Below are 21,238 nucleotides of genomic sequence, written 5' to 3'. Positions count from 1 at the left end.
CCGCGCGGCTCGCACATTTATCCCGGGCGGGCGACTCTGGTGGACACATGAGCGACCCTGCCGAGGACGAACCCGAGCCGGCCGCGGACAGCGCCCCCGATCCGACCGCGGACGACGCGCCGGGCGCGCACGAGGAGGTCGACGCCGACACCGACGCCGGCCGCCACGAGTACGACCCGGACGCCGACCACGCGTTCCCCGACGACCGGCTCAACGAGGTCATGTCGCGGCTCACGTCGGACGAGGAGATCCTCGCCTACCTGGAGGCGCAGAACGTCAACCCGGTCGCGCGGAAGGGGTACAACGACCACGGTTCCAAGCACGTCGAGATCGTCCGCGACCGCGCGCTGCGGCTGTACGACCTGCTCAAGGCCGGCGGCGTCGAGTTCAACGGCGCCCGCCAGCAGGGGCTGGACGAGGCGGACGAGCCGGTGGTCATCGCGCTGGCGGCGACGCTCCACGACATCGGCCACGTCGTCCACCGCCACGACCACCCGTACTACTCGATCCCGCTCGCGGCCGACCTGCTCGACGACCTCCTTCCGGCCTTCTACGACGTGGCGGACCAGGTCCGCGTGAAGGCCGAGGTGCTCCACGCCATCCTCTGTCACCACACCGAGGAGCAGCCGCTCACGCTGGAGGCGGGCGTCGTCCGGATCGCCGACGGACTCGACATGGAGCGCGGGCGCTCGCGGGTCCCCTACGAGGAGGGCGGGCGCGGGATAAACACCGTCTCCTCGCAGGCGATCGAGCGCGTCTCGCTCCGCGAAGGCGACGAGACCCCGGTTCAGGTCGTGATCCGGATGAACAACGCCGCCGGCGTCTACCAGGTCGACTCGCTGCTGAAGGCGAAGATCGACGGGTCGCTGCTCGAAGCGAAGATCCGGACGGTCGCGATCAACACCCACAGCGACGGCGTCGACGGCAACGAGGCGATCGTCGACCGGATCGAGCTCTGACGGCTCGGTTCGCGCCGGACCCCTTCCGACCCGCTCGACTCAGGGCCCGCGAAGCGTGTCGCCCGCGCCGTTCCGGTGTGCCGCCTCGTCGACGACGCTCGTCGCGGCGACGGTCGTCGTCCGCGCGAGGCGCGCTGGGGTGAGTCCGCCGCACAGCTGACTCCCCTCGGCGGTCCCGCCGCCCAGCACGGGCGCCGCCTCGAACCCGTTCGAGCGCGCTCCCGTCGCCGCGATCCCCGGCTGATTGACGACGAGGCGGCCGGGGGAGAGCCGCTCCGCGACCCGGCGAGCGCGGCGCTGTTGGGTCGTGTGGACCGCCGCGGCGTGGGGGGCGCCGACCTCGGCGGCGAGCGCGGTCGCGGCGTCGAACCCGTCGCGGCCGTGGACCGCGACCGCGGGGATCCCGGGCAGCGTCGCGAGCGGGCCGTCGGCGCCGTCGGGTTCGGCGACGAGGAAGGCCGCCTCTCGGGCCGCGCCCGGGAGGTCGAGCGCGGCCGCCAGCCACCGCGGCGAGTTCCCGCGAGGGTCCGCCTCAGCTGTTTCGTCCGTTTCGCCCTCGTCGAGGAGCGCCCGGAGGCGGTCGCGCTCGGCGGCGTCGAGGACGTACCCGCCCTCGTCCTCCAGCGCGGAGCACAGCGGGCCGACCGCCGGCGACACCGTGACGACAGCGGCGTCGCCCGCGGGGTGGGCGCCGAAGTCGTAGGTCGCGCCGACCGCCACTCGCGTCGCCACGGCCTCGGCCGGGACCGACCCGTCGGCGACGGCGACGACCCCCTCCGCGCCGGCGGCGACGTTCGGCGTGCCGCAGCGCTGCCCGGCGGCGACCGTCGCCTCGGAGCCGGCCGCGACGGCGAAGTCGGCCCGCTCGAACAGGGCGTCCGTCCCCGGCTTGGAGGCGGGCGCGGGCAGCATCGAGACCGCGCCGGTCGGCGCTCCGGCCTCGGCGAGCGCCCGGCGGACGGTCTCGACGACGACGTCGCAGGTCTCGACGGTCGACGGCGAGGGGGCGAAGACGACCGCGTTCCGGGCGGCGAGCCCGTACAGCGAGAGGACCGCGGGGACCACGACCGGGTGCGTCGCGGGGACCGCCGCGCCGACGACGCCGATCGGTCCGGCGACGGTCACCGTGCCCGCCGCGCCGTCGCGGTCGACCACGCCCGCGGTCGGCGCGTCCCGGAGCGTCCGTCGGGCGGCGTCGAGCGCGGTCGCGATCTTTTCGGCCTTCGTTCCCGGATGCCCCCGCCCCGTCTCGTTGGCCGCCGACCGCGCGAGCCGGCTGACCGTCTCCCGGTCCGCCAGGCGCTCGCCGACCGACCGCACGAGCGCGTCGACGTCGTCGGGGTCCCAGGCCGCGAGCTCGTCGGCCGCCGTCCGCGCCGAATCGACCGTCCGCGACGCGCGGCCAGACAGGTTCGGGGTGCTCGCTCCGGGCCGGCCGTCCCTCGGAGTCGCTTCGTCGGAGTCGGTCCCCTCCGGCTCGCCGAGACCGTCCGCGCCGTCGAGTTCGTTCCTCGCCGTGGAACCGTCCGATTCCGGTTCGTCGAGGTCGTCCGTCGCTCCCGTCTCGTTGCTCTCTGTCGTTCGGTCCCCAACCATAGACCCGACTGCGGCCCGATCCGGCTTATTCTCACCCCGTGGAACACTGTGTCACCGCGCGGGTCGAGTCGTCACCGAGGAAACAGTTATATCGGTGGGGGCGGTGCGGAGGGACGTATGACGGAGCCGTCGGACCTCGTGGGCGTCGTCGAGCGGCGCCTCGACTTCCTCGAACGGCTCGCCGCGGGACCGCTGCGAAAACACGAGCTCGTCGACGCGCTCGGCCACTCCAGGTCGACGGTGAACCGCGCGATAGACGAGCTGGAGGCGGCCGGACTCGTCGCCGGCGAGACGGATGGCTACCGGACGACGCTCTCGGGGCGGCTGCTCGCGAGCGAGTACCGCGAGTTCCTGACGGTCGCCGACGACCTCGCGGCCGCGGGCGACGTGCTCGACCCGCTCGGCGCGGACGCCGACGTCTCCCCCGCGGTCCTCCGCGAGGCGGAGACGTACCGGGCCGCGGCCCCGGACCCGTACCGACCGCTCGAGGTCCTCGACGACGCGCTCGCCGACGCGGACGCGGTCGCCGCCGCGCTGCCGGCGTTCCCCTACCCCCGGGTCGCGGAGCGGCTCCGACGCGCGGCGGTCGGCGGCGGGACCGTTGACCTCGCGCTGGCGGAGCGGGCGTTCCGGCACGCGGCCGATCGGTTCGCGGACGACCTCGGAGCCGTCGCGCGCCGTGACGGGTGTCGGATCGCGGCGGTCGACGCCGTCGACGTTGGGGCGGTCGCGGCCGACGGGACCGCGCTCCTCCTCACCTTCGACGGCGACGGCACGCTCCACGGCGCGGCCGCGTCGACCGATCCCGAGGCGGTCGCGTGGGCGGAGGCGAGGGTGCGCGACCTGATCGGCCGGGGCCGCGACGGCGGCGAGGCGCTCGCGGCGATGGGCAACACCGAGACGCAGGCGGAGGGCGATCGGTCCGAGGGAGACGGTTCGGGCGACCCGTCCCGCGACGAGGCCGCGGACCCGGGCGACCGGGAAAGCGACGGCGGGGTGGGTGTGAGGAGAGAGCGCGGCGGGACGGGCGCGAGGGGAGAGCGCGGCGGGACGGGCGCGAGGGGAGAGCGCGGCGCGGGCGGGCTGTTCGGGCGGAACGGCGACGGCGACGGACGCGACGCGCTCTCGGCACAAGGGTTCCACGCGGTCGACGAGGACCGGCTCGCCGGGGATCCGGACCCGTACGGACCGCTCCGCGCCACGGCGTCGTTCCCCGAGGTCGACGCGGGGTACGTCCTCGACAGGACCGCGGTGCGCGACGGCGACCGGCGTTCGATCGCCGGGCTGCTCGCCGACGGTCTCGCCGAGGGGACCGACCACGCGCTGGTCGGCCCGCCGGGAAGCGGGAAAAGCACCGTCTGCCGGCGCGTCGCCGTCGAGTGGTACCGATCGGGACGCGGTCCGGTGACGTACCGAGCGAGCGACGGCGGCGAGGCGTTCACCGCGACCGAGCAGCTGCGCGAGCGGGTCACCGGGGGCGAGGGGCACCACCTCGTCGTCGTCGAGGACGCCGTCGATCCGGGGGCCGCGGAGGCGGTCGGCGTCGCCCGCGAGCTGGCCGACCGCGACGACGTCTCGTTCCTGTTCGACGCCCGCGAGGAGCCGTACGACGACCCCGATGGGATCCCGCTCTCGCCCGCGGACCTCCGCTACCGGCGGGCGATCGAGACCGTCCGGATGCCGCGGCTCGACGAGCGCGAGGTCGAGCGGTTCGTCCGCCACGTCGCCGACCGCACCGGCTCCGCCCCGGCGGCCGAGCCGGGGGCGCTGCTCGCCGACGTGCGGCGCGCCGACGACGAGCGCGTCGGCGAACTGCTCGCTCTCGTCCACCGCCTCGTCCGCGCGACCGGCGACGGAGTCGGCGGGGCGGTCGGAGATCGCGGCGGCGACGGAGCGAGGGCGGAGAGAAGCGGCGACGGAGCGAGGGCGGAGAGAAGCGGCGACGACGGCGACGGGGGACCGGCGTCCGGGCTGGAGGCGGCGGTCGCGGAGGCGGTCCGGGAGGTCCGGAACCGGCCGCCGCCGACCGTGGACGTCGCGGTGTTGGCGAACCTCCTCAACGTCGCCGGCGTGAACGGCGTTCGGACCCTGGCGTACGCGCTCGTCGACGGCCCGGATCGGGGCGGGACGAACGGGACCGACGGCGATCCCTCGCCGACGGTCGAGGAGGTTCGGCGGGCGCTCGACCGGCTCACTGGGACCGTCCTCGTCGGGTCGGGAGGCGAGGAGTACCGCACCGTTCACGACGAGTGGTCGGTGCTGTTCTTGGATCGGCTCTTGGACCGGGAACCGGACCCGGTGGTCGCCAGACGCGTCGGGCGAGCCGTCTCGCGGGTGCTCGCGCTCGCGGACGACCCCGCGCGTCGCTCTCGGATCCGGCGCGCCGTCGGGGGGGAGGCCCCGACGGTAGACCGGATCGAGCGCGACCCGAGCGCGTGGGCGGCCGAGACGGTTCGGGCGGTGTTCGGCGTCGGGCGGCGCTACCCCCGGCTCGCGCCCCTGTACGGCCGTGTCCGCTACGCGTGGATCGACCTCCCGGACGCGTGCCCGGACGACCTGCGCGACCGCCCGCCGGAGTGGGTGGTGCGGATGTACGTCGACGCCGGCGACCTCGACGGCGCGACCGACGCGCTCGACGCGTGGCGACCCGTCGACGAGGCCGGGGCGGCCGAGCGCCAGCGCGGGTACGGCGACGTGGCCCGCCGCCGCGGCGAGTACGACGCGGCGCGAGAGCGGTTCGAGCGGGCCGAGGAGCTGTTCGCGGCCGCGGGCGACCGCCGTGGACTCGCGGCGGCGGTCAGGGGGCGAGCGCAGGCGGCGCACTTCGACGGCGACTACGAGGAGGCGTACGAGGCGGCGTCGCGGGCGTACGCCATCGCGGTCGAGGTCGGCGACCCCATCGCGAGGGCGAAGGCGCTGATGGACGTCGGCAACGCGCTCGACTCCCTCGACGGGACCGACGCGGTCCTCGACCACTACCGCGTCGCTGGCGACCTGTTCCGCGCGCACGACGACACCCACGGCGAGGCGAACGTCCGGACGAACCTCGCGGTCGCGCTGCGGCGACGGGGGGACCTCGACGCCGCGAATCGAACCGCGAGCCGCGCGCTCGACGGCTACCGGACGGTCGGCGACGAACACCGCGAGGCCATCTCCCTTCTGAACCTCGCGGCGGTCGCCGAGCAGCGCGGCGCGGTCGAGGAGGCGGTCGACCGCGCGTCCGCGGCGCGCGTCATCGCCGAGCGGATCGGCTCGGACATGTACGAGGCGTTCGCGCTGAGCCACCTGGGCAGCGCGGCGCACCTCGCCGGCGACCTCGACCGGGCGGAGCGGTTCCTGACTGGCGCGCTCGACCGCCTCGACGCGCTGGACGCCGACACGCGGTGCGCGATGGTGGCCGCGATCCTGGCGGAGGTGGCGGTCGACCGCGGCGACCTGTCCGCGGCCGAGCGGCGGGTAGAGCGGACCGCGGCGCTGCTCGACGACCACGCCGGCCACAAGCGACTGGCCGAGATGGAACGGGTCCGGGGACGGCTCGCGCTCGCACGGGGCGACCACGACGCGGCGGCGACGGCGCTGCGGTCCGCGCTCGACGCCGCGCGGGAGGGCGGGTTCACGCAGGCCGAGGCGGAGGCGCTCTCGGCGCTCGGCGCCGTCGAGGCCGAGCGCAGCGACGCCGTCGCGGCCGCCGACCGACTCACCGCGGCGCTCGACCTCGGCCGCCGGATCGAGGCCGCCGGCGCGATAGTCGACGCGGCCGACCGGATCGCGGACCTGCTCGCCGGGGAGTCCGACGGGACGAGCGGGACCGACGGAATCGATCCCGAGACGCTGGCCGAGGCGCTTCGGGAGTCGCCGCCCGACGCGATTCCGGCGGACGCGGCCGCGGATCCCGCCGCGTACCGGGAGATCGCCGACCGCTGGCGCGTCGACGGCGACGGCGTCGCCGCGACGTATCCCGCGCTCGGGTGACCCGGGAGTCGAACGCGGCGGCGAACGGTGTCGCAACCGCTTTCAGCGCGCGGTCGGTATCGCGGGCATGACCGACGCCGAGACGCTCGCGGACCTGCGGACCGCCGCCGACTACCAGTTCGGGAGCGGCGCGGGCGAGGCCCTGTTCCCGCCGGACGACCCGCTCACCGTGCGCCGGTCGAGCGGCGGCCGCCCGCGACAGGTGATCGACGGCGACGTCGACGACACCCCCGGCAGCAGCGAGGGCGACCGCCTCGTCTCGTACGGCACCGACGGCCGGTTCACGCTCGGTCTGGCGGGCGGGAAGCGGATCGCCGACGCGTTCGCCGCCCCGCGACACCGGATGGTCGTCGGCGGGGAGAGCGAGCCGTTCGTGCGCGAGGGGCGCGACGCGTTCGCGAAGTTCGTCACCGCCGCGGACGACGGGATCCGCCCCGGCGACGAGGTGCTCGTCGTCGACGAGAGCGGCGCCATCTTCGGCGTCGGCCGCGCCGAACTCTCGGGCGCGGAGGCCGAGCAGCTCGGCTCCGGCGTCGCCGTGAAGACGCGCGACGGGAACCCCGCTGACGACGACTAAGAGACCGAAACCGCGACTATTACTGAAGAACGGACTGCGGTGGCGCGTGCCTGCGAGCGGCCGCCATCGGCGGCCGCGAGACAGCACGCGCGAGGGACGCGGTGAGCGCTCGGAGAGCGCGAACCGCGAGGTTGGGGAGGCGTGAGGTGCGGTCGCTGTGCGGCCGGGGCGGGACTCGAAGGGGCAGCCGCGAGGCGGACAGAGGCGACGCCAGCACCGAACGGGAGAGCGAACGAAGTGAGCGATCGAGTGAGGAGCGCAGCGAGCGTCTGTCCGCCTCGCGGCTGGGGCTTCGGTGTGTTCGTGTCGATCAGCCGTTTATAATGAAATCGGTAGACGCCCGAACCGGCCTACAGGATCCCCGCGAGTCCCAGTGCCTCGATCAGCGGCACGCCGGCAACCACCGACCCGACCAGGTACCCGCCGATAGCCCCGCCGTTCAACAGCGGAAGCGCCGCGTGCGGCCGCCCCCGTATCACCCAGCGCATGAGGACGAGCAGCCCCGCGAGGGTCCCGACCATCGCCAGCAGCGCGGGGAGGTTGACGCCGAGGAAGGGGACCGCGAGGTCCGCCGCCGGCGAGAACGTCGCCGCGCTCGCGATCAACACCGTCGGGATCACGGCGTCCCCGAGACCGATGAAGAAGGCGTCGCGGTCGCCGGCCTCCGCGGGTTCGGCGGCGTCGACCTCCGAGCCAGGTTCTCCCCCGTCATCGCCAGCGGCCTCGTTCTCGTCGGCGGAGTCGGCCTTCACGTCCGACTCGGTCTCCACGTCCTCGCCGACCCCCGCGGCTTCCTCGCTGGCCGCGCCGCCGTCGAGCAGCGAGTACGACAGCGACAGCGGGATCACCAGCACGACCGGGATGTTGAGGTCCATAATTCCCTCCGCGAGCGACAGCATGTGCTCGGTGCCGTACACGGAGATCGCGTCGTAGACGGCGAGGACGGCGAGCAGGACGAGCGCCGGCAGCAGGCCGAAGGAGATGCCGAACAGCCCCGCCGCGCCAGCGCCCATCAACACCCCGGCGGTGTCGATCACGTACCACTCGGGGTAGAGGAGGAGACCGACCGCGACCGCGACCGCGGGGACGGCGGCCGCGAGCGGCGAGACGAGCGCGGAGAAGACGTACCACGAGAGCCACGCGGAGACGCCGACGATCAGGAGTCGGATCGCCCCGTCGAGGTCGTATCGGAACGCCGCCAGCATCAGCCCGGTCATCGCGACGATGGCGACGACGTACAACACGCTGTTGGCGGGGTTATCGGGGTTCTCGACCGCCTGGTAGTCGCTCGCGACGAACTCCGGGACCAGCGCCAGCGCGCCCACCTGGACGATCACGAACAGCCCGACGACGAAGGCGACGCCGCGGTACTCGCGGGGGAACATTCGACCGCCGGTTCGTCGGCCGAGGGTTTCGTCCTTGCGCTTCCGGCCCGGACGCGCCAACGCTGTCGGTCGCTGTCCGGAACGGGAAGTACGTACAGAAACGGGTTCGGGCTCGGTGTGGGAGCGGGTGGACCCGAACCCAAGCCGACGGACGACGGACGGTGGAAGCGAGTGGCCGACCGGCCCGCCCGAAACGGGATGGGGCCGCTCGGATTCGTCCGCGGCGTTTACGTTCTCCGCCGACCGACGTAAGAACGTACCGGCCGAGTTATCAATACGGATACTCAGGTCGCAGCGGGGCGGGTTTCACCGCGTCGTCACCGAATCGGATTCGAGCTGACGATGGAAGACGAGGCGAGAACAGCCGAAGAGGTGGAAACGGTGGGAAGCGGAGAGGAGTCGGAAGCGGAGAGGAGTCGGAAGCGGAAAGGGGTGGAAGACGAGGAGCGGTGGGCGAAAGGCGAGTGGGAGGCGGACGGGCGGCGGCCGGACAGCGGACCCCCAGGCTGTCGGCGGCGGCGCCGCCCGGGTGGTCGGGACGGGCGCGCGGATCGTTAGCGCCGAACTCCAACGAGAAAAGCGTCGGACTTCGGCATTTACCGGTACGTGCCTCACGGGTATAAATATGTGAGATCCGGATCCGTCGCTCGGGATTTCCCCGACCCCGGACGTCAGGATCGGCGCCGCGTCGCAGGCGTCAGCGGGCGGTCACGGAGGGGTTCATCGACCGTCGCGGACCGACTCACCGACGGTCGCGGAGCGCGGGGAACTCTTCGCGGACCGCGGCCACTCGCTCGGGGTCCACCGTCGCGGTGACGACGCCCGGCTCGTCGCCGACCGACGCGAGCGCGGTCCCCCAGGGGTCGTACACCGCGCTCCGCCCGCAGAGCGCGTCGTCGCCGAACCGACCGCTCCCGTTGACGGCGGCGACGTACGTCAGGTTCTCGATCGCTCGCGCCCGGCCGAGCGTCCGCCAGTGCTCGATCCGCGGGTACGGCCACGCGCTCGGCACCAGCACGCACTCGACGCCCGCGTCGACCATCGCGCGGAACTGCTCCGGGAACCGGAGGTCGTAGCAGGTCGTCACCCCGACCGTGACGCCCGCGAGGTCGACCACGGGCGTCCGCTCGCCGGGGACCATCCGGTCCGTCTCCTCGGAGCCGTACCCGAACAGGTGCCGCTTCCGGTAGACGAGCCGGCGTTCCCCGTCGGCGTCGAACAGCACCGCGGCGTTGGCGAGACCGGACTCGGCCGGCACGTCGACCCCATCCGCCGCCGACGCCGAGAGGTCCTCCACGACCGTCCCGGCGAGCACCGCGACGTCGTGGTCGGCGGCCGCGGCGGCGAACCGGGCGAGCCGGTCGCCGGCGAGGCTCTCCGCGGCGCGGCCGTACGAGTCGAACGCGAAGTAGCCGACGTCGAACAGCTCGGGGAGGACCACGAGGTCGGCGCCCTCGGCGGCGGCCGCTCGGACGCGGTCGAGCGCTCGCTCGACGTTCCCTTCGATGTCGCCGCCCTCGACCGCCAGCTGGACGCCCGCGAGTCTCATGCCGGCGAGGCGAGCGAGGCGCGGAGCGCGTCCTCTAAGTTGTCCAGTTCGGCGTCGAAGTTCCGCTTGAAGAAGGACTCGACGCCGGGGAGGCTTCCGTCGACGACGAACTCGTTGGCGAGCCGGCAGCCGCCGCCGTCGGTCTCGGTGATCTCGTGTTCGCCGGTGACGCGGAACGCCCGCGACTTCCCGACGAACTTCACTCGGTTCGGGGGGTCGCGCTCGACGTCTTCCGTCTCGACGTCGATCGTCGAGCGGATCATCGGTATCGGGAGCGCGACGTGCCAGGTCGCGCTCCCGTCGTCGTGGACCTCGAAGGAGTCGACCACGCTGATGGCGCCCGCGCGCTGCTCCGCGTCCGAGATGAACGCCCACACGTCGGCGGGCGGCGCGTCGAACTCGAACGTCCGGGAGACTCGAACGGTCATACGATCCCGTTTGGGGCGACGGGGGTTAAAAATGCGCGTCGGCGGAGTCGGATGCGGAGAACGTGACGGCAGTGGGGGACGCGACAGCGCGCGGACGGGGGGGGACCGCACCACCCTTCCGGCGAGGCGCCACCCTTCCGGCGAGGCGCCACCCTTCCGGCGAGGCGCCACCCTTCCGGCGAGGCGCCACCCTTCCGGCGAGGCGCCACCCTTCCGGTGGGCCGTCACCCTTCCGGCAGGGCGTCACCCTTCCGGTGGGCCGTCACCCTTCCGGCGTCACGCGCCAGGTCGTCGACTTGGCTCGGCCCCACTTCTCGATGTCGACGTCGTCCGACTTCTCGGCGAGGCGGGGGAGCCGCGACCCCACCTGTTTGGCGGTGAGACCGATCGCGTCGGCGATCGTCTTCGAGCGAACGTACCGCTCGCCACGGGTGACGCTGTCCGTGAGGTACGCGAGGATCCGCTGTTCCTCCTCGGTGTACTCGCTCATTGGCGGACGTACGTGTCTGACATTCTTAACGGTTTCTCGTTTTCCACGAGGCGGACGCCGAAGTCGCCGCGGAGAAACGGTTGAGCCGGCGGTCCCCGCGACCGGTCAGTCGAACAGCTGGACCGCGCCGACGGCGAGCGTCGCGAAGACGAACGCGCCCGCGAACCCCCACGCCTTCCCGAGCTGTCCGGGATACGCTACCATCACCACGGCGCCGACGACAGCGATGGCGCCGAGCGCGAGCGCGACGCCGACCTCCTTGTCCGATTCGATGGAACCCTCGCTCATACGAACCGCTTCGCGGGGGACCACTTAGTTCATGCGAACCGAGCGACGCGGTCGGGGGCGGCGCGGCGAGCGCTGACGCGGCTTCGGGGGTCAGATTATCTCGACGTGATCTGACGCCTCGTTGAGCGCGAGGTTCGCCGCAATCTCCGCGTTCCGCATGGCGTACTCAGCAGTGTGCTGGAGGCTGACGAGCACCTCGCGGGTCATGAGCAGCGTCTCGTTGTCCAGGTCGTTCGGCAGCTCGTCGAGGATCTCCTGTTCACGGTCCTCAAGCCGCGAGAACAGGTCGCGGCACTCGACGGTGAGGTCGTAGTCGCGCTCGACGACGGCCCGGACCGCGAGCGCGGTCAGCTCGTCGACCTGGTCGGTGAACTCGCGGATCTGCCGCATCGTCGCGCTGTCGACGTCGAGGGTGTGGCCGTCGGCCTCCATCACGATCTCGGCGATGTCTTCCGCGTTGTCGGCGGTGAGTTCGAGGTTCTTCGCGACGGAGCGGTAGCCGATCAGCGGGAACCCCTCTTCGAGTCCGACCGCGCGGGCGAGGTTCGGGTTCTGGTAGGCCGTGAAGATGAGCCGGAGCAGGAGGACGAATATCTTGTTCGCCTGCCGCTCGCGGTTGAGCGCGCGCTGCGAGAGGTCGGGGTTGCCGTGCGCGAGCGCCTTCACGGCCTCGCCGCGCATCGTCGACCCGGTGTTCTCCAGCCGTTCGAGCAGGTTGTCGAGCGTGAAGTCCTCGGGGTCGACGGAACAGCGGATCGAGATGTCCTCCGGCGTCTCCTCGATGACGCCGAGTCCCATCAGCTGCGTCTCGGCTTTGTACACCGCGTTGATGTGTTCGCTGTCGAGCGTCCCCTCGCTCCGGACGTGGATCACGCGACGGCCGAGCACGTACTGCGCGACGATGGCGCGTTCGAGCGAGCGCGCGTCGAGTCCGTCGGCGTTGATCACCGCCTCCGACTCCTCCGTGCTCACCGACTCGGGAAGCACCGTGAGCGTTCCCTTGCCGCCCATCCGCAGCGACACCTCGTCGCCTTTGTTCACGCCGTGTTCCTGTGCCCACTCGGCCGGGAGGGTCATCGCCAGCGTCGACGGTCCCAACCGTTGGACCTTCCGCGTTTCCATACGCGACCGTATCGTGGGATAGACCTTAACGTTGTTCCCATGTTCATTATATGCTTCATCGGATATGCAAGGGGACTCGCCCGGAGACGGCGCCGCGCTCGGACGTCCGAGAGGTGGGTCCGAGATCCGGCCGCGGACCGACACCGGTACCACGGCGAACGATCCGCGCGCTTATGTCGGTCAGGCGGGGATAACGGGTATGACCGAGCGGGTACTCGTCGTCGACGACTCCTCGTTCCAGCGGACCGTCGTTCGGGACGCGCTGGAGGACCGGTTCGAGGTCGTCGACGAGGCGGAAAACGGCGCGGAGGCGGTCGAGCTGTTCGAGGCGTACGAGCCGGACGCGGTGTCGATGGACGTCGTGATGCCGGAGATGACCGGGATCGAGGCGACCGGCGCGATCAAAGACCGGTGGCCCGACGCGGTGATCGTGATGTGTACGAGCGTCGACCAGCAGGAGAAGATGATGGAGGCGGTGAAGGCGGGCGCCGACGGCTACGTGACGAAGCCCGTCGACGCCGACGAGCTGGTCGGCGAGTTCGAGAGCCACCTCAGCTGAACGCCCTCCGGGATCCGACTCTCCGGGGGGTCAGGCGGGATCGAACGATCGGAGGATCGACGCGAGCGCGCTCGCCAGCTCCTCGAACCGGTCCATCTCCATCGAGTCGGTGGTCACCCACACCCCGTGGTCGTTGGCGATGACCCGGGTGAGGTAGCCGTTCTCGAACACCCGAACCGTGAACCGGTAGTCGCCGAGCTGGGTGTCGGCGTACATCGACTGCGCGTGGAACCCCTGTCGCTCGTTCTCGGCGAAACCGACCAGATCGGCGGTCCGACTCAGGTCGCTGCGGAGGTACAGCTGCTCGACGTCCGCCGTCGTGAAGTACGTGAGGCTCCGCAGCTCGTCGCCCGTCGCCGTGCGGGCGGCGCTGAGCAGTTCGTCGGCGTGTTGCTCCGGTGGGTGCGACATACGACCACGATCGATGCTCACATACATGAGCGTGTGGGTGATCGCGGCCCCGCGTCTCCGGAATCGTTTCGGCGGCGACCCGGAGGGACAGAGTTTACCGACTCCCCCGTGATCGGTCGCCTGATGAGCGAGTACGACGACGTCTGCGTCCTGTTGCCGACGATGAACGAGGCCGAGACGGTCGCACGCGTCGTCGAGGACTTCCGCGACGCCGGGTTCGAGAACGTCCTCGTGATCGACGGCGGCTCGACGGACGAGACGCGGTCGATCGCCCGCGAGGCCGGCGCTCGCGTCGCGGAACAGTCGGGACGCGGGAAGGGGCAGGCGGTTCGGGAGGCGGTCCGCGACCACGTCGACGCGTCGTACGTCCTGATGGCGGACGCCGACGCCACCTACGACGCTGCGGACGCGGACGCGATGCTCGATCCCCTCCTCGCCGGCGAGACCGACCACGTCATCGGAGACCGCTTCGCGGACATGCGCCCGGGCGCGATGACGCGCCTGAATCGGATCGGAAACCGCCTGATCAACCTCGCGTTCCGGGCGATCCACCGAGAGGACTACGGCGACATCCTCTCGGGGTACCGCGCGTTCACCCGCGAGTCGTTCGAGCGGCTCCACCTCACCGCGGACGGGTTCGGCATCGAGACCGAGATGGCCGTCGAGTGCGTGAAGAACCGCGTCTCGGTCGCCGTGGTGCCGATCACCTACCGAGAGCGACCCGGCGGCTCGGCGACGAACCTCCACCCGATCCGGGACGGCGGCGTGATCTTCTTGGAGCTGTACCGCAAGGCGAAGACGAACAACCCGCTGTTCTACTTCGGCAGCGCCGGCGTGGCGTCGACGGCGGCGGGAGCCGCGATGGGGGCGTTCGTGCTGTACCGGTACCTCGCGTTTGGGATCAGCCACGAGGTGATCGCCGTCGGCGCGGTCGGCGCGGTCATCCTCGGGATCCAGCTGCTCGTGTTCGGCGTCCTCGCGGACATGATCCACTCGCTCCACCGCGAGCAGATCGAGCGGTACGAGCGGGCGGTCGACGCCGGGACGCCCGGGCGCCCCTCCGAGACCGGGGGGCACGACGCCGGCGAGGACCGCGGTTCCGAGGGCCGCGGTCCCGATTCGACACCGCACGAGGAGGCCGGAGAGGCCGACGACTGACCGGGACCGAAACGCCCTCGGCGGTCGGTTTCGGGGCGACGTGATCCGGGACACCGTCCGCTTTTATCGCTGCGGAGACATCTGCGCACATGAGCTCCAGTGGCACGTCATTGCGAGACAGGATCCGCGAGCCGGAGTACACCGGGGAGAACCGCTGCGTTCCGTGCACCGTTCTCAACGGGATTCTCGCCGTCGCGCTGACCGCGGCGGCGGCGGTGTTCGGCCCGGTGGTCGCTGCGGTCGTGCTGGTCGCGTCGCTGGGGAGTATCTACTACCGAGGCTATCTGGTCCCCGGCACGCCGGAGCTGACGAAGCGGTATCTCCCCGACCGCGTGCTCCGCCTGTTCGGGAAAGCTCCCGAGGGGCCCCGAGACGGCTGGGAGGAGGCGCCGACCGGGCGGTCCGACGAGGTGACGGTGACCACGTTCGAGCCGGACGGGACGGTCGACGAGACCTCCGGGCGGGCCGACGACGCCGACGAAGCGGCCGACGCCGACGACACCGACCAGACCGACGCTGACGAACCGGAGTTCGAGACGGTCGAGCGGATCCGGGACCAGCGCGAGAACGCCGTGGACCCGATCGAGTTCCTCCTCGACGTCGGCGTCGTCGAGCCGACGGACGGCGGCGAGGACCTGGTCTTCGAAGCGGAGTTCGCCGAGACGGTCGATGCGCACGTCTCGTCGCTCGAACGCGAGGCCGTCGGAGCGGAGACGCTCGCCGAGATGTTCGGCGTGACCCCGGACGAGGTCGCCTTCGAGGACCGTGACTACCCCGCGGTGACCGTCCTGCGGCGCGTCCGGAAGTGGCCGGGCGACGGCGCGTACCTCGCGGACGTGGCGTCGCATCTCGCCCTCGTCGAGCGCACCGACCGGTGGCTCGACGTGCCGGCCGAACAGCGGCTCTCGATCCTCCAGTCGCTCCGGTCGTTCATCTCCTCGTGTCCGGTGTGCGGGGGCGAGGTCGCCGCGACGGCGAACACCGTCGAGTCCTGCTGTATGGCGCACGAGGTGGTCGCGATCCGCTGTGAGGACTGCGGCGAACACATCCTCGAGCTCGAACCGGAGAAGGTCGCGACGCCGGGCGAGGACACGGGAATCACGCCCTGAACCCGTTCCAACGGTTACTACCCCATCTCGACCCGCGGGTCGAGGTAGCCGTACGCCATGTCCTGAACGACGTTCCCGAACACGCCGACGCCGATCACGACGACGGTTCCGCCGAGGAGCACGGGGAGGTCGCGGTCGGCGACCGCCTGCAGCAACAGGAGACCGAACCCCTCGATGCCGAACAGGACCTCGATCACGAACGTCGAGAGGACGAGCAGTCCGAGCGCCTCGGTGAACAGCATCGAGAAGAACGGGATCGCGGCGTTCCGGAGGACGTGATAGGCGACGCGATACCCCGACGCGCCCTTCGCTTTGACGAGCGAGACGAACTCGGCGGTGGCGTACTCCCGCGAGTGAGCGCGCGAGTAGCTGACGTAGCCGCCGAGCAGCGCGGTGAACGTCAGCCCGATCGGGAGCAGGTGATCGAAGACGAGCGGCGAGCGGTCCAGTCGCCCGTCGAGCGTGAACGACAGGATCATCCCGCCGAGCCAGAAGGTCGGCACAGCGAACAGCAGATACGCCGCCGCGACGCCGCCGGACCCGACGCGGCTCTTCGGGTACAACGCGGCGGACATCCCGATCGAGACCCCGCAGATCACGGCCAATACGAGGGCGGGGACGACGTACGCGGCCGTCCGCGCGGCCGCGTCCATCACGAGCGGGAACACCGGTTCGCCGGTGGACATGGAACTCCCCCAGTTGAGGGTGACCATGTTCCCGAGCCAGTCGACGTACACGTCCGTCAGCGGCCTGTCGAGTCCCCGCGCCGCGAAGTACTCCGCTCTGATCGCCGCGAGCGCCTCGGGGTCGTTCTCGCCGGCGAACCTGGCGGCGCCGATCTGTCCGGACAACACCCAGTCCTCGGTGAGCGTGAACAGCGCGAATATCGTCGTGAGGACGACCCAGGAGGTCACGAGACCCATGAGCACCCGCTTCGTGAGGATCCGAAGCGGGTTCATCCGGACGGACCTCCGTTCCGCGCCGGCGTCGTCGCGTGAACGACCCCCAAAACCGGGGGGATCGACCGAGGCTTCGAGGGCGATTCGGAGGACACGTTTGCGGGCACCACGAGCGGGAAGATATTAAATCACGGGCGTGTCTCTGACGCGTGCCGCTGATTCACCCCGAACGGCGGATAATATTCACCGTCGCGTCGCGGATCGGTCAGGTGGTTTTAACCCCCGTCCGTCGATACTACGGTCACCCTCCGTATGCCGCCGACAGAAGACGATCCGCGGTTCGAAGACCTCGATTGGAACGAGATTCAGCAGTCGAAACGAACCGTCACGGCCGAGCGGGCGGCGCTGGCGGTCGGCGTGGCGCTTCTCGCGCTCGGTCGCGCGTACCAGGAGCTGTCGGCGGGGCTGTACCTGATCGGTGACTGGCGGCCGGTCACCCTCGATTGGGCGTTCCTCCTCGCCGTGACGGTCGTCGCGGCGTACGGCGCGGTCCCGTTCGCGAAGCGGCTGCGGCGACGGCCCGTCTCGCTCCGCGGCGTCCTCCGACGGCGGCCCGCGGTGGTGCTCTCGGGCGCGTTCGTCGCCGGACTCGTCGCCGTCGGCGTGGTGGGTTCGGCGCTCGGCGGCTCCCCGCCGCTCCGGTTCCAGCACGCCTACCACCCGCCCGTGGGGTTCGCCAGCACCGTTCCCCCGCAGGAGTGTCTCGGCGTCGAGACGGGCGGGCCGTTCGACCGCGTGTGTCACGGAACGTGGGAGTACCCGTTGGGGACGAACGAGCGCGGCCACCCGCTCGGGTTCCTCCTAGTCGAGGGCGCCCGGACCGCGGCGTACGTGACCGTCATCTCGGCGGCGTTCATCGTTCCGCTGGCCGCGGCGGTCGGGGTCGTCGCGGGGATCCGCGGCGGCGTCGTCGACGACCTGCTGTCGTCGTACGTCGACGTCCAGCTGTGTATCCCGGCGCTGCTGCTGTACTTCATCGGCTACGCCTACTACGGTCCCTCGCTCCTGTTGCTGCTCGCGACGTTCGGCCTGCTCAGTTGGGGCGGGATCGCTCGGTTGGTTCGCAGCGAGGTGATCCAGCGCCGCGAGGAGGGGTACGTTCTGGTCGCCCGGAGCCTCGGGGCGTCGGGCGCGTACGTCGCCCGGCGGCACATCCTCCCCAACAGCACGAACACGCTCGTTCCGGCCGTGTTCCAGCTGCTCGCGCTGTTCGTCCTCATCGAGGCGGGCGTCGCCTTCCTCGGGTTCCACGAGATCGGCACCTACTCGTGGGGGTCGACGATCAGCGAGTCGATCAACGCCGCGGTCGCCGGACAGCTACAGGAGCGCGCCGACCAGCCGGCCCACAAGATCTGGTGGGTGTCGTCGCTCCCGGCCGCCGCGCTGACGGCGACGCTCGTCGCGTTCAAGACGCTCGGAGACGGCGTCCGAGACGCCCTCGACCCGCGGGGTGACCGGTCGTGACTCGCTCCCGCGGCGGAACCGACGGGACCCCGCTCCTCTCCGTGCGCGACCTCCGGACGCGGATCCGGACCGACGACGGCTGGCTCCACGCGGTTGACGGGGTGAGCTTCGACGTCGACCGTGGCGAAACGGTGTGTCTGGTCGGCGAGTCCGGCAGCGGCAAGAGCGTCACCTGCGAGTCGCTCACCGGTCTCGTCCCGCAACCCCCGGCCGAGGTGTCGTCCGACGCGGTCGAGTTCGACGGCGAGTCCGTCGCCGACCGGTCGGAGGCGGAGCTGCGGTCGATCCGGGGACGCCGGATCGCGCACGTGTTCCAGAACCCGCAGAGCGCGCTCGACCCGGTGTACACCGTCGGCGAACAGGTGACGGAGCCGATACGGATCCACGAGGACGTGAGCCGGTCGACGGCGCGAGACCGGGCGGTCGACCTGCTGCGCCGGGTGGGTATCCCCCGGGCGGGCGAGCGCCTCGACAGCCACCCGCACGAGTTCTCGGGCGGGATGCAACAGCGGATCGCCATCGCGGTCGCGTTGGCGGGAGACCCGGACCTGCTGATAGCCGACGAGCCGACGACCGCGGTGGACGTGACCGTTCAGGCGCGGCTGCTCGACCTGTTCCGGTCGATCGCCGGCGACGGGACGAGCATGCTGCTCGTGACGCACGACCTGCGGGTCGTCGCCGCCGTCGCCGACCGCGTGCTGGTCATGTACGGCGGCACGATCGTCGAGCGAGGTCCCGTCGAGGCGGTGTTCTCCGACCCCTCACATCCGTACACGCAGGCGCTGTTCGACAGCTACGGGGTGAGCGACGGGGCGTCAATCGCGGAGCGGACCGCCCGCGGCGAGATACCGACCGACGGCTGCCGGTTCCGCGCGGAGTGCCCGCACGCGGTCGACGAGTGCGCGGGCGGCGCGCAGCCGGCGTTCCGCTCGGTCGCCGACTCGTCGGACCACGCGGCGTCGTGCGTTCATTACGGACCGGACGGGGATCCGTCGGCGATCCGCGAGAACGCGACGTCGCCGATGGACAGCCGGGCGGAGCGGGGAGCGGAGCGGCGGTCCACGGACCCCGCGGAGTCGCCCGCGACGCCGACTCCGGACACGGAGGGCGAGCGGCGATGACCGAGGAGCCGATCTGCTCGGTCCGCGGCCTGGAGAAGCATTACCCGATCACCCGCGGACTGCTCCGGCGCGAGGTCGGTCGCGTCCGCGCCGTCGACGGGGTGAGCTTCGACGTCGAACGCGGGGAGGCCCTCGGGATCGTCGGCGAGTCGGGCAGCGGCAAGACGACGACGGCCCACACCGTCTTGGGACTCGAGGAGCCGACGGCCGGCGAAGTCCGGTTCGACGGCGATCCGGTCTCGGAGCTGTCCGGCGACGAGCGTCGGGATTTCCGCCGCCGCGCGCAGCTGATCGTTCAGGATCCCAACGACGCCCTCGATCCGCGGATGACGATCGGGGAGGCGGTGGCCGAACCCCTCCGGATCCACGGTCTCGACGACGCCGACCGGCGTCGCGCGATCGTCGCGGACATCCTCGAACGCGTCGGCCTGTCGGGCGACGACCTGGACCGCTACCCGCACGAGTTCTCCGGGGGCGAGAAACAGCGGATCTCGATCGCGCGGGCGCTCGTCGTCAGCCCCGACCTCATCGTCGCGGACGAGCCGACGAGCGCGCTCGACGCGCGAGTCCGCTCCGAGATACTCGACCTGCTGGACCGGATCCGACGCGAGTTCGACATCGCCGTCCTGTTCATCAGCCACGACCTCGACGTCATCCGGCGGAGCTGCGACCGGATCGCGGTCATGTACCTCGGTGAGATCGTCGAGCGGGGCGCGACCGAGACCGTGTTGGCGGACCCGGCGCACCCGTACACGCGAGTGTTGCTCTCCTCCGTCCCCTCCCTCGACCCGACGGACCGGGAGCTGGGGCGGCCGCTGACGGACACGGTGCCGAACCCGAGCGACCCGCCGTCGGGCTGTCGGTTCCACCCCCGGTGTCCGGACGTGATCCCACCGGACGACCTCTCGGTTCCCGAGGAGACCTGGCGGACGATCGCGGGATTCAGGTTCTCGGTCCAGGCGGGGGAGCTTCCGGAGAGCGCGGTCGGAGACCGCGAAAGCGAGACGCCGACGAGCGGCGACGGCGACGCCGGGGGCCGCACCGCGACGGAGGTCCGACGCGCCGTCGGTCTGAGCGAGGAACTCCGCGATCCCGAAGCGGAGGCGGCGGTCGAAGACGCGGCCGCGGAACTCGCCGCCGGCGACGTCGACGCCGCGGACGAGATACTGGCCGCGGCGTTCACCAGCGTCTGCGAACGCGAGACCCCGGCGGCCGTCGCTCGCCCGGCCGGGCGCGACGCGGACCGGGACGCGACCGGGACCGTCAGCTGTCTCCGACACGGTCGAGGGGGAACCTCGGAGCCGGCCCGGTCGGACGGAGACGGAAAAAACGAGAGTTAGAGCGGGTGAGAGGCGCGATAGAGACGGTCGCCCCCCGGTCGGATGGCGACGCCGGATCAGCGGACGATCCGCACCGTCGTCTCGTCGGTCAGGCCGCGGTTCTCGGCGTCCGTCGCGTTGACCGCGACGCCGATGGTGTGATTCCCGGCCGCCGCCGGTTCCCACTCCCGTTCCGAGACTCTGAACAGCTGGTCCCACCGCTTCCGGAACTCCTTGCGCTCGCCGCGGTCGAACGACAGCTGTCCCGCCTCGTCGGGCGGGTCCCGGATCGGGATCTCGGCCGCCTCGACGTTGCCGTCGACGGTCCACTCCCAGAGGAGCGGCGAGACCGTCGGGATCGATATCGGGAGCGGCAGGCGGTTGCGGATCGTCACGGTGAACGGGACCGGCTCGCCGACCTCGTACTCGTCGTCCGGGGTTTCGACGCCGACCGACACCGGAAGGTGACGCAGCCGTCGCGGGATCAGGAGATCGCTCAGCGTCGACGACGGGACCGACCGCAGCGCCTGAAGCTTGGTCGTTCGCTCCTTTTCCGACGGGGCGTGCGCCTCCTCGTCGTCGCGGTGGAGGGCGTTCGACTCGTAGATCCGACGCATTGGGACACCTACGTGGGTCGAAGGATAAAGCATTACGCTGGAGTCGGACGGGCGGACCCCCGGTTGAACGGGAAAAACGCGAAACGTCGGGCTGAACGGGAAAAACGCGAAACGTCGGGCTGAACGGGAAAAACGCGGAACGCCGGGGAAAGAAA

19 protein-coding genes are annotated in these 21,238 nt (G+C 71.6%); 9 read left to right on the top strand and 10 right to left on the bottom strand.

Annotation, left to right across the window (positions count from 1 at the left end):
• The first annotated feature begins 47 nt into the window (after positions 1-47).
• Complete coding sequence (locus tag J2744_RS10040) at positions 48-959, top strand: HD domain-containing protein (protein ID WP_210113224.1); 912 nt, start codon at positions 48-50, stop codon at positions 957-959.
• A gap of 39 nt (positions 960-998) precedes the next feature.
• On the opposite strand, the gene J2744_RS10035 is transcribed toward J2744_RS10040, so the two are convergent.
• Positions 999-2,555, bottom strand: a complete 1,557-nt coding sequence (locus J2744_RS10035) for an aldehyde dehydrogenase family protein (RefSeq protein ID WP_210113223.1) — start codon at positions 2,553-2,555, stop codon at positions 999-1,001.
• A 117-nt stretch (positions 2,556-2,672) separates the two neighbouring features.
• Between J2744_RS10035 and J2744_RS10030 the strand changes: the two genes are divergently transcribed.
• Positions 2,673-6,527, top strand: coding sequence for a transcriptional regulator FilR1 domain-containing protein (locus J2744_RS10030; protein ID WP_210113222.1), 3,855 nt, complete (start codon positions 2,673-2,675; stop codon positions 6,525-6,527).
• A 67-nt stretch (positions 6,528-6,594) separates the two neighbouring features.
• Positions 6,595-7,104, top strand: a complete 510-nt coding sequence (locus J2744_RS10025) for a PUA domain-containing protein (protein WP_210113221.1) — start codon at positions 6,595-6,597, stop codon at positions 7,102-7,104.
• Between the two features lie 350 nt (positions 7,105-7,454).
• On the opposite strand, the gene J2744_RS10020 is transcribed toward J2744_RS10025, so the two are convergent.
• The 6 genes from J2744_RS10020 to J2744_RS09995 all read right to left on the bottom strand — a co-directional run bounded on the left by J2744_RS10020 (position 7,455) and on the right by J2744_RS09995 (position 12,366).
• Entirely contained in the window at positions 7,455-8,489 is a 1,035-nt protein-coding gene (locus J2744_RS10020; RefSeq protein WP_210113220.1) for a presenilin family intramembrane aspartyl protease PSH, read from the bottom strand.
• Positions 8,490-9,231: 742 nt separating this feature from the next.
• Complete coding sequence (locus J2744_RS10015) at positions 9,232-10,038, bottom strand: carbon-nitrogen family hydrolase (protein WP_210113219.1); 807 nt, start codon at positions 10,036-10,038, stop codon at positions 9,232-9,234.
• Entirely contained in the window at positions 10,035-10,466 is a 432-nt protein-coding gene (locus tag J2744_RS10010; RefSeq protein WP_210113218.1) for a CoxG family protein, read from the bottom strand. The genes J2744_RS10015 and J2744_RS10010 overlap by 4 nt, the downstream gene beginning before the upstream one ends.
• 262 nt (positions 10,467-10,728) lie before the next feature.
• Positions 10,729-10,956, bottom strand: a complete 228-nt coding sequence (locus J2744_RS10005) for a DUF7123 family protein (protein ID WP_008440311.1) — start codon at positions 10,954-10,956, stop codon at positions 10,729-10,731.
• A gap of 105 nt (positions 10,957-11,061) precedes the next feature.
• Positions 11,062-11,244 (bottom strand): DUF7525 family protein, encoded by a 183-nt coding sequence (locus J2744_RS10000; RefSeq protein ID WP_210113217.1) that lies wholly within the window; start codon positions 11,242-11,244, stop codon positions 11,062-11,064.
• A gap of 90 nt (positions 11,245-11,334) precedes the next feature.
• Positions 11,335-12,366 (bottom strand): phosphate signaling complex PhoU family protein, encoded by a 1,032-nt coding sequence (locus J2744_RS09995; RefSeq protein ID WP_210113216.1) that lies wholly within the window; start codon positions 12,364-12,366, stop codon positions 11,335-11,337.
• A gap of 199 nt (positions 12,367-12,565) precedes the next feature.
• Here J2744_RS09995 and J2744_RS09990 point away from each other — a divergent pair, with 199 nt between their 5' ends.
• Positions 12,566-12,925 carry a response regulator gene (locus J2744_RS09990; protein ID WP_210113215.1) on the top strand — a complete coding sequence of 120 codons (360 nt, stop codon included), beginning with the start codon at positions 12,566-12,568 and terminating at the stop codon, positions 12,923-12,925.
• Positions 12,926-12,955: 30 nt separating this feature from the next.
• On the opposite strand, the gene J2744_RS09985 is transcribed toward J2744_RS09990, so the two are convergent.
• The gene (locus J2744_RS09985; protein WP_210113214.1) at positions 12,956-13,336 is read right to left on the bottom strand and encodes a DUF7522 family protein; all 381 of its coding nucleotides are present in this window, start codon (positions 13,334-13,336) and stop codon (positions 12,956-12,958) included.
• A 123-nt stretch (positions 13,337-13,459) separates the two neighbouring features.
• Between J2744_RS09985 and aglJ the strand changes: the two genes are divergently transcribed.
• Both aglJ and J2744_RS09975 read left to right on the top strand, forming a co-directional pair.
• Positions 13,460-14,494, top strand: coding sequence for an S-layer glycoprotein N-glycosyltransferase AglJ (aglJ, locus tag J2744_RS09980; protein ID WP_210113213.1), 1,035 nt, complete (start codon positions 13,460-13,462; stop codon positions 14,492-14,494).
• 89 nt (positions 14,495-14,583) lie between these two features.
• Positions 14,584-15,603: a hypothetical protein gene (locus tag J2744_RS09975; protein ID WP_210113212.1), complete on the top strand. Its 1,020-nt coding sequence runs from the start codon at positions 14,584-14,586 to the stop codon at positions 15,601-15,603.
• 17 nt (positions 15,604-15,620) lie between these two features.
• Here J2744_RS09975 and J2744_RS09970 read toward each other — a convergent pair whose 3' ends face one another.
• A complete protein-coding gene (locus J2744_RS09970; protein WP_210113211.1) occupies positions 15,621-16,562 on the bottom strand; it encodes an ABC transporter permease in 942 nt (313 codons plus the stop codon).
• A gap of 252 nt (positions 16,563-16,814) precedes the next feature.
• On the opposite strand from J2744_RS09970, the gene J2744_RS09965 reads away from it, so the two are divergent.
• The 3 genes from J2744_RS09965 to J2744_RS09955 are packed head-to-tail and all read left to right on the top strand — an operon-like array spanning position 16,815 to position 20,487.
• The gene (locus J2744_RS09965) at positions 16,815-18,026 is read left to right on the top strand and encodes an ABC transporter permease (protein WP_210113210.1); all 1,212 of its coding nucleotides are present in this window, start codon (positions 16,815-16,817) and stop codon (positions 18,024-18,026) included.
• Positions 18,023-19,147 (top strand): ABC transporter ATP-binding protein, encoded by a 1,125-nt coding sequence (locus J2744_RS15495; protein WP_210113209.1) that lies wholly within the window; start codon positions 18,023-18,025, stop codon positions 19,145-19,147. Before J2744_RS09965 ends, J2744_RS15495 begins: the two co-directional genes overlap by 4 nt.
• Positions 19,144-20,487 carry an ABC transporter ATP-binding protein gene (locus J2744_RS09955; RefSeq protein WP_210113208.1) on the top strand — a complete coding sequence of 448 codons (1,344 nt, stop codon included), beginning with the start codon at positions 19,144-19,146 and terminating at the stop codon, positions 20,485-20,487. Before J2744_RS15495 ends, J2744_RS09955 begins: the two co-directional genes overlap by 4 nt.
• 56 nt (positions 20,488-20,543) lie before the next feature.
• On the opposite strand, the gene J2744_RS09950 is transcribed toward J2744_RS09955, so the two are convergent.
• Positions 20,544-21,083 (bottom strand): hypothetical protein, encoded by a 540-nt coding sequence (locus tag J2744_RS09950; RefSeq protein ID WP_210113207.1) that lies wholly within the window; start codon positions 21,081-21,083, stop codon positions 20,544-20,546.
• Positions 21,084-21,238 lie beyond the last annotated feature (155 nt).

The organism is Halorubrum trapanicum (assembly GCF_017873555.1).
Classification (GTDB): Archaea; Halobacteriota; Halobacteria; order Halobacteriales; family Haloferacaceae; genus Halorubrum; species Halorubrum trapanicum.
The sequence above is the reverse complement of the archived record's forward strand: the minus strand, read 5'-3'. Positions and strand labels throughout refer to the sequence as shown.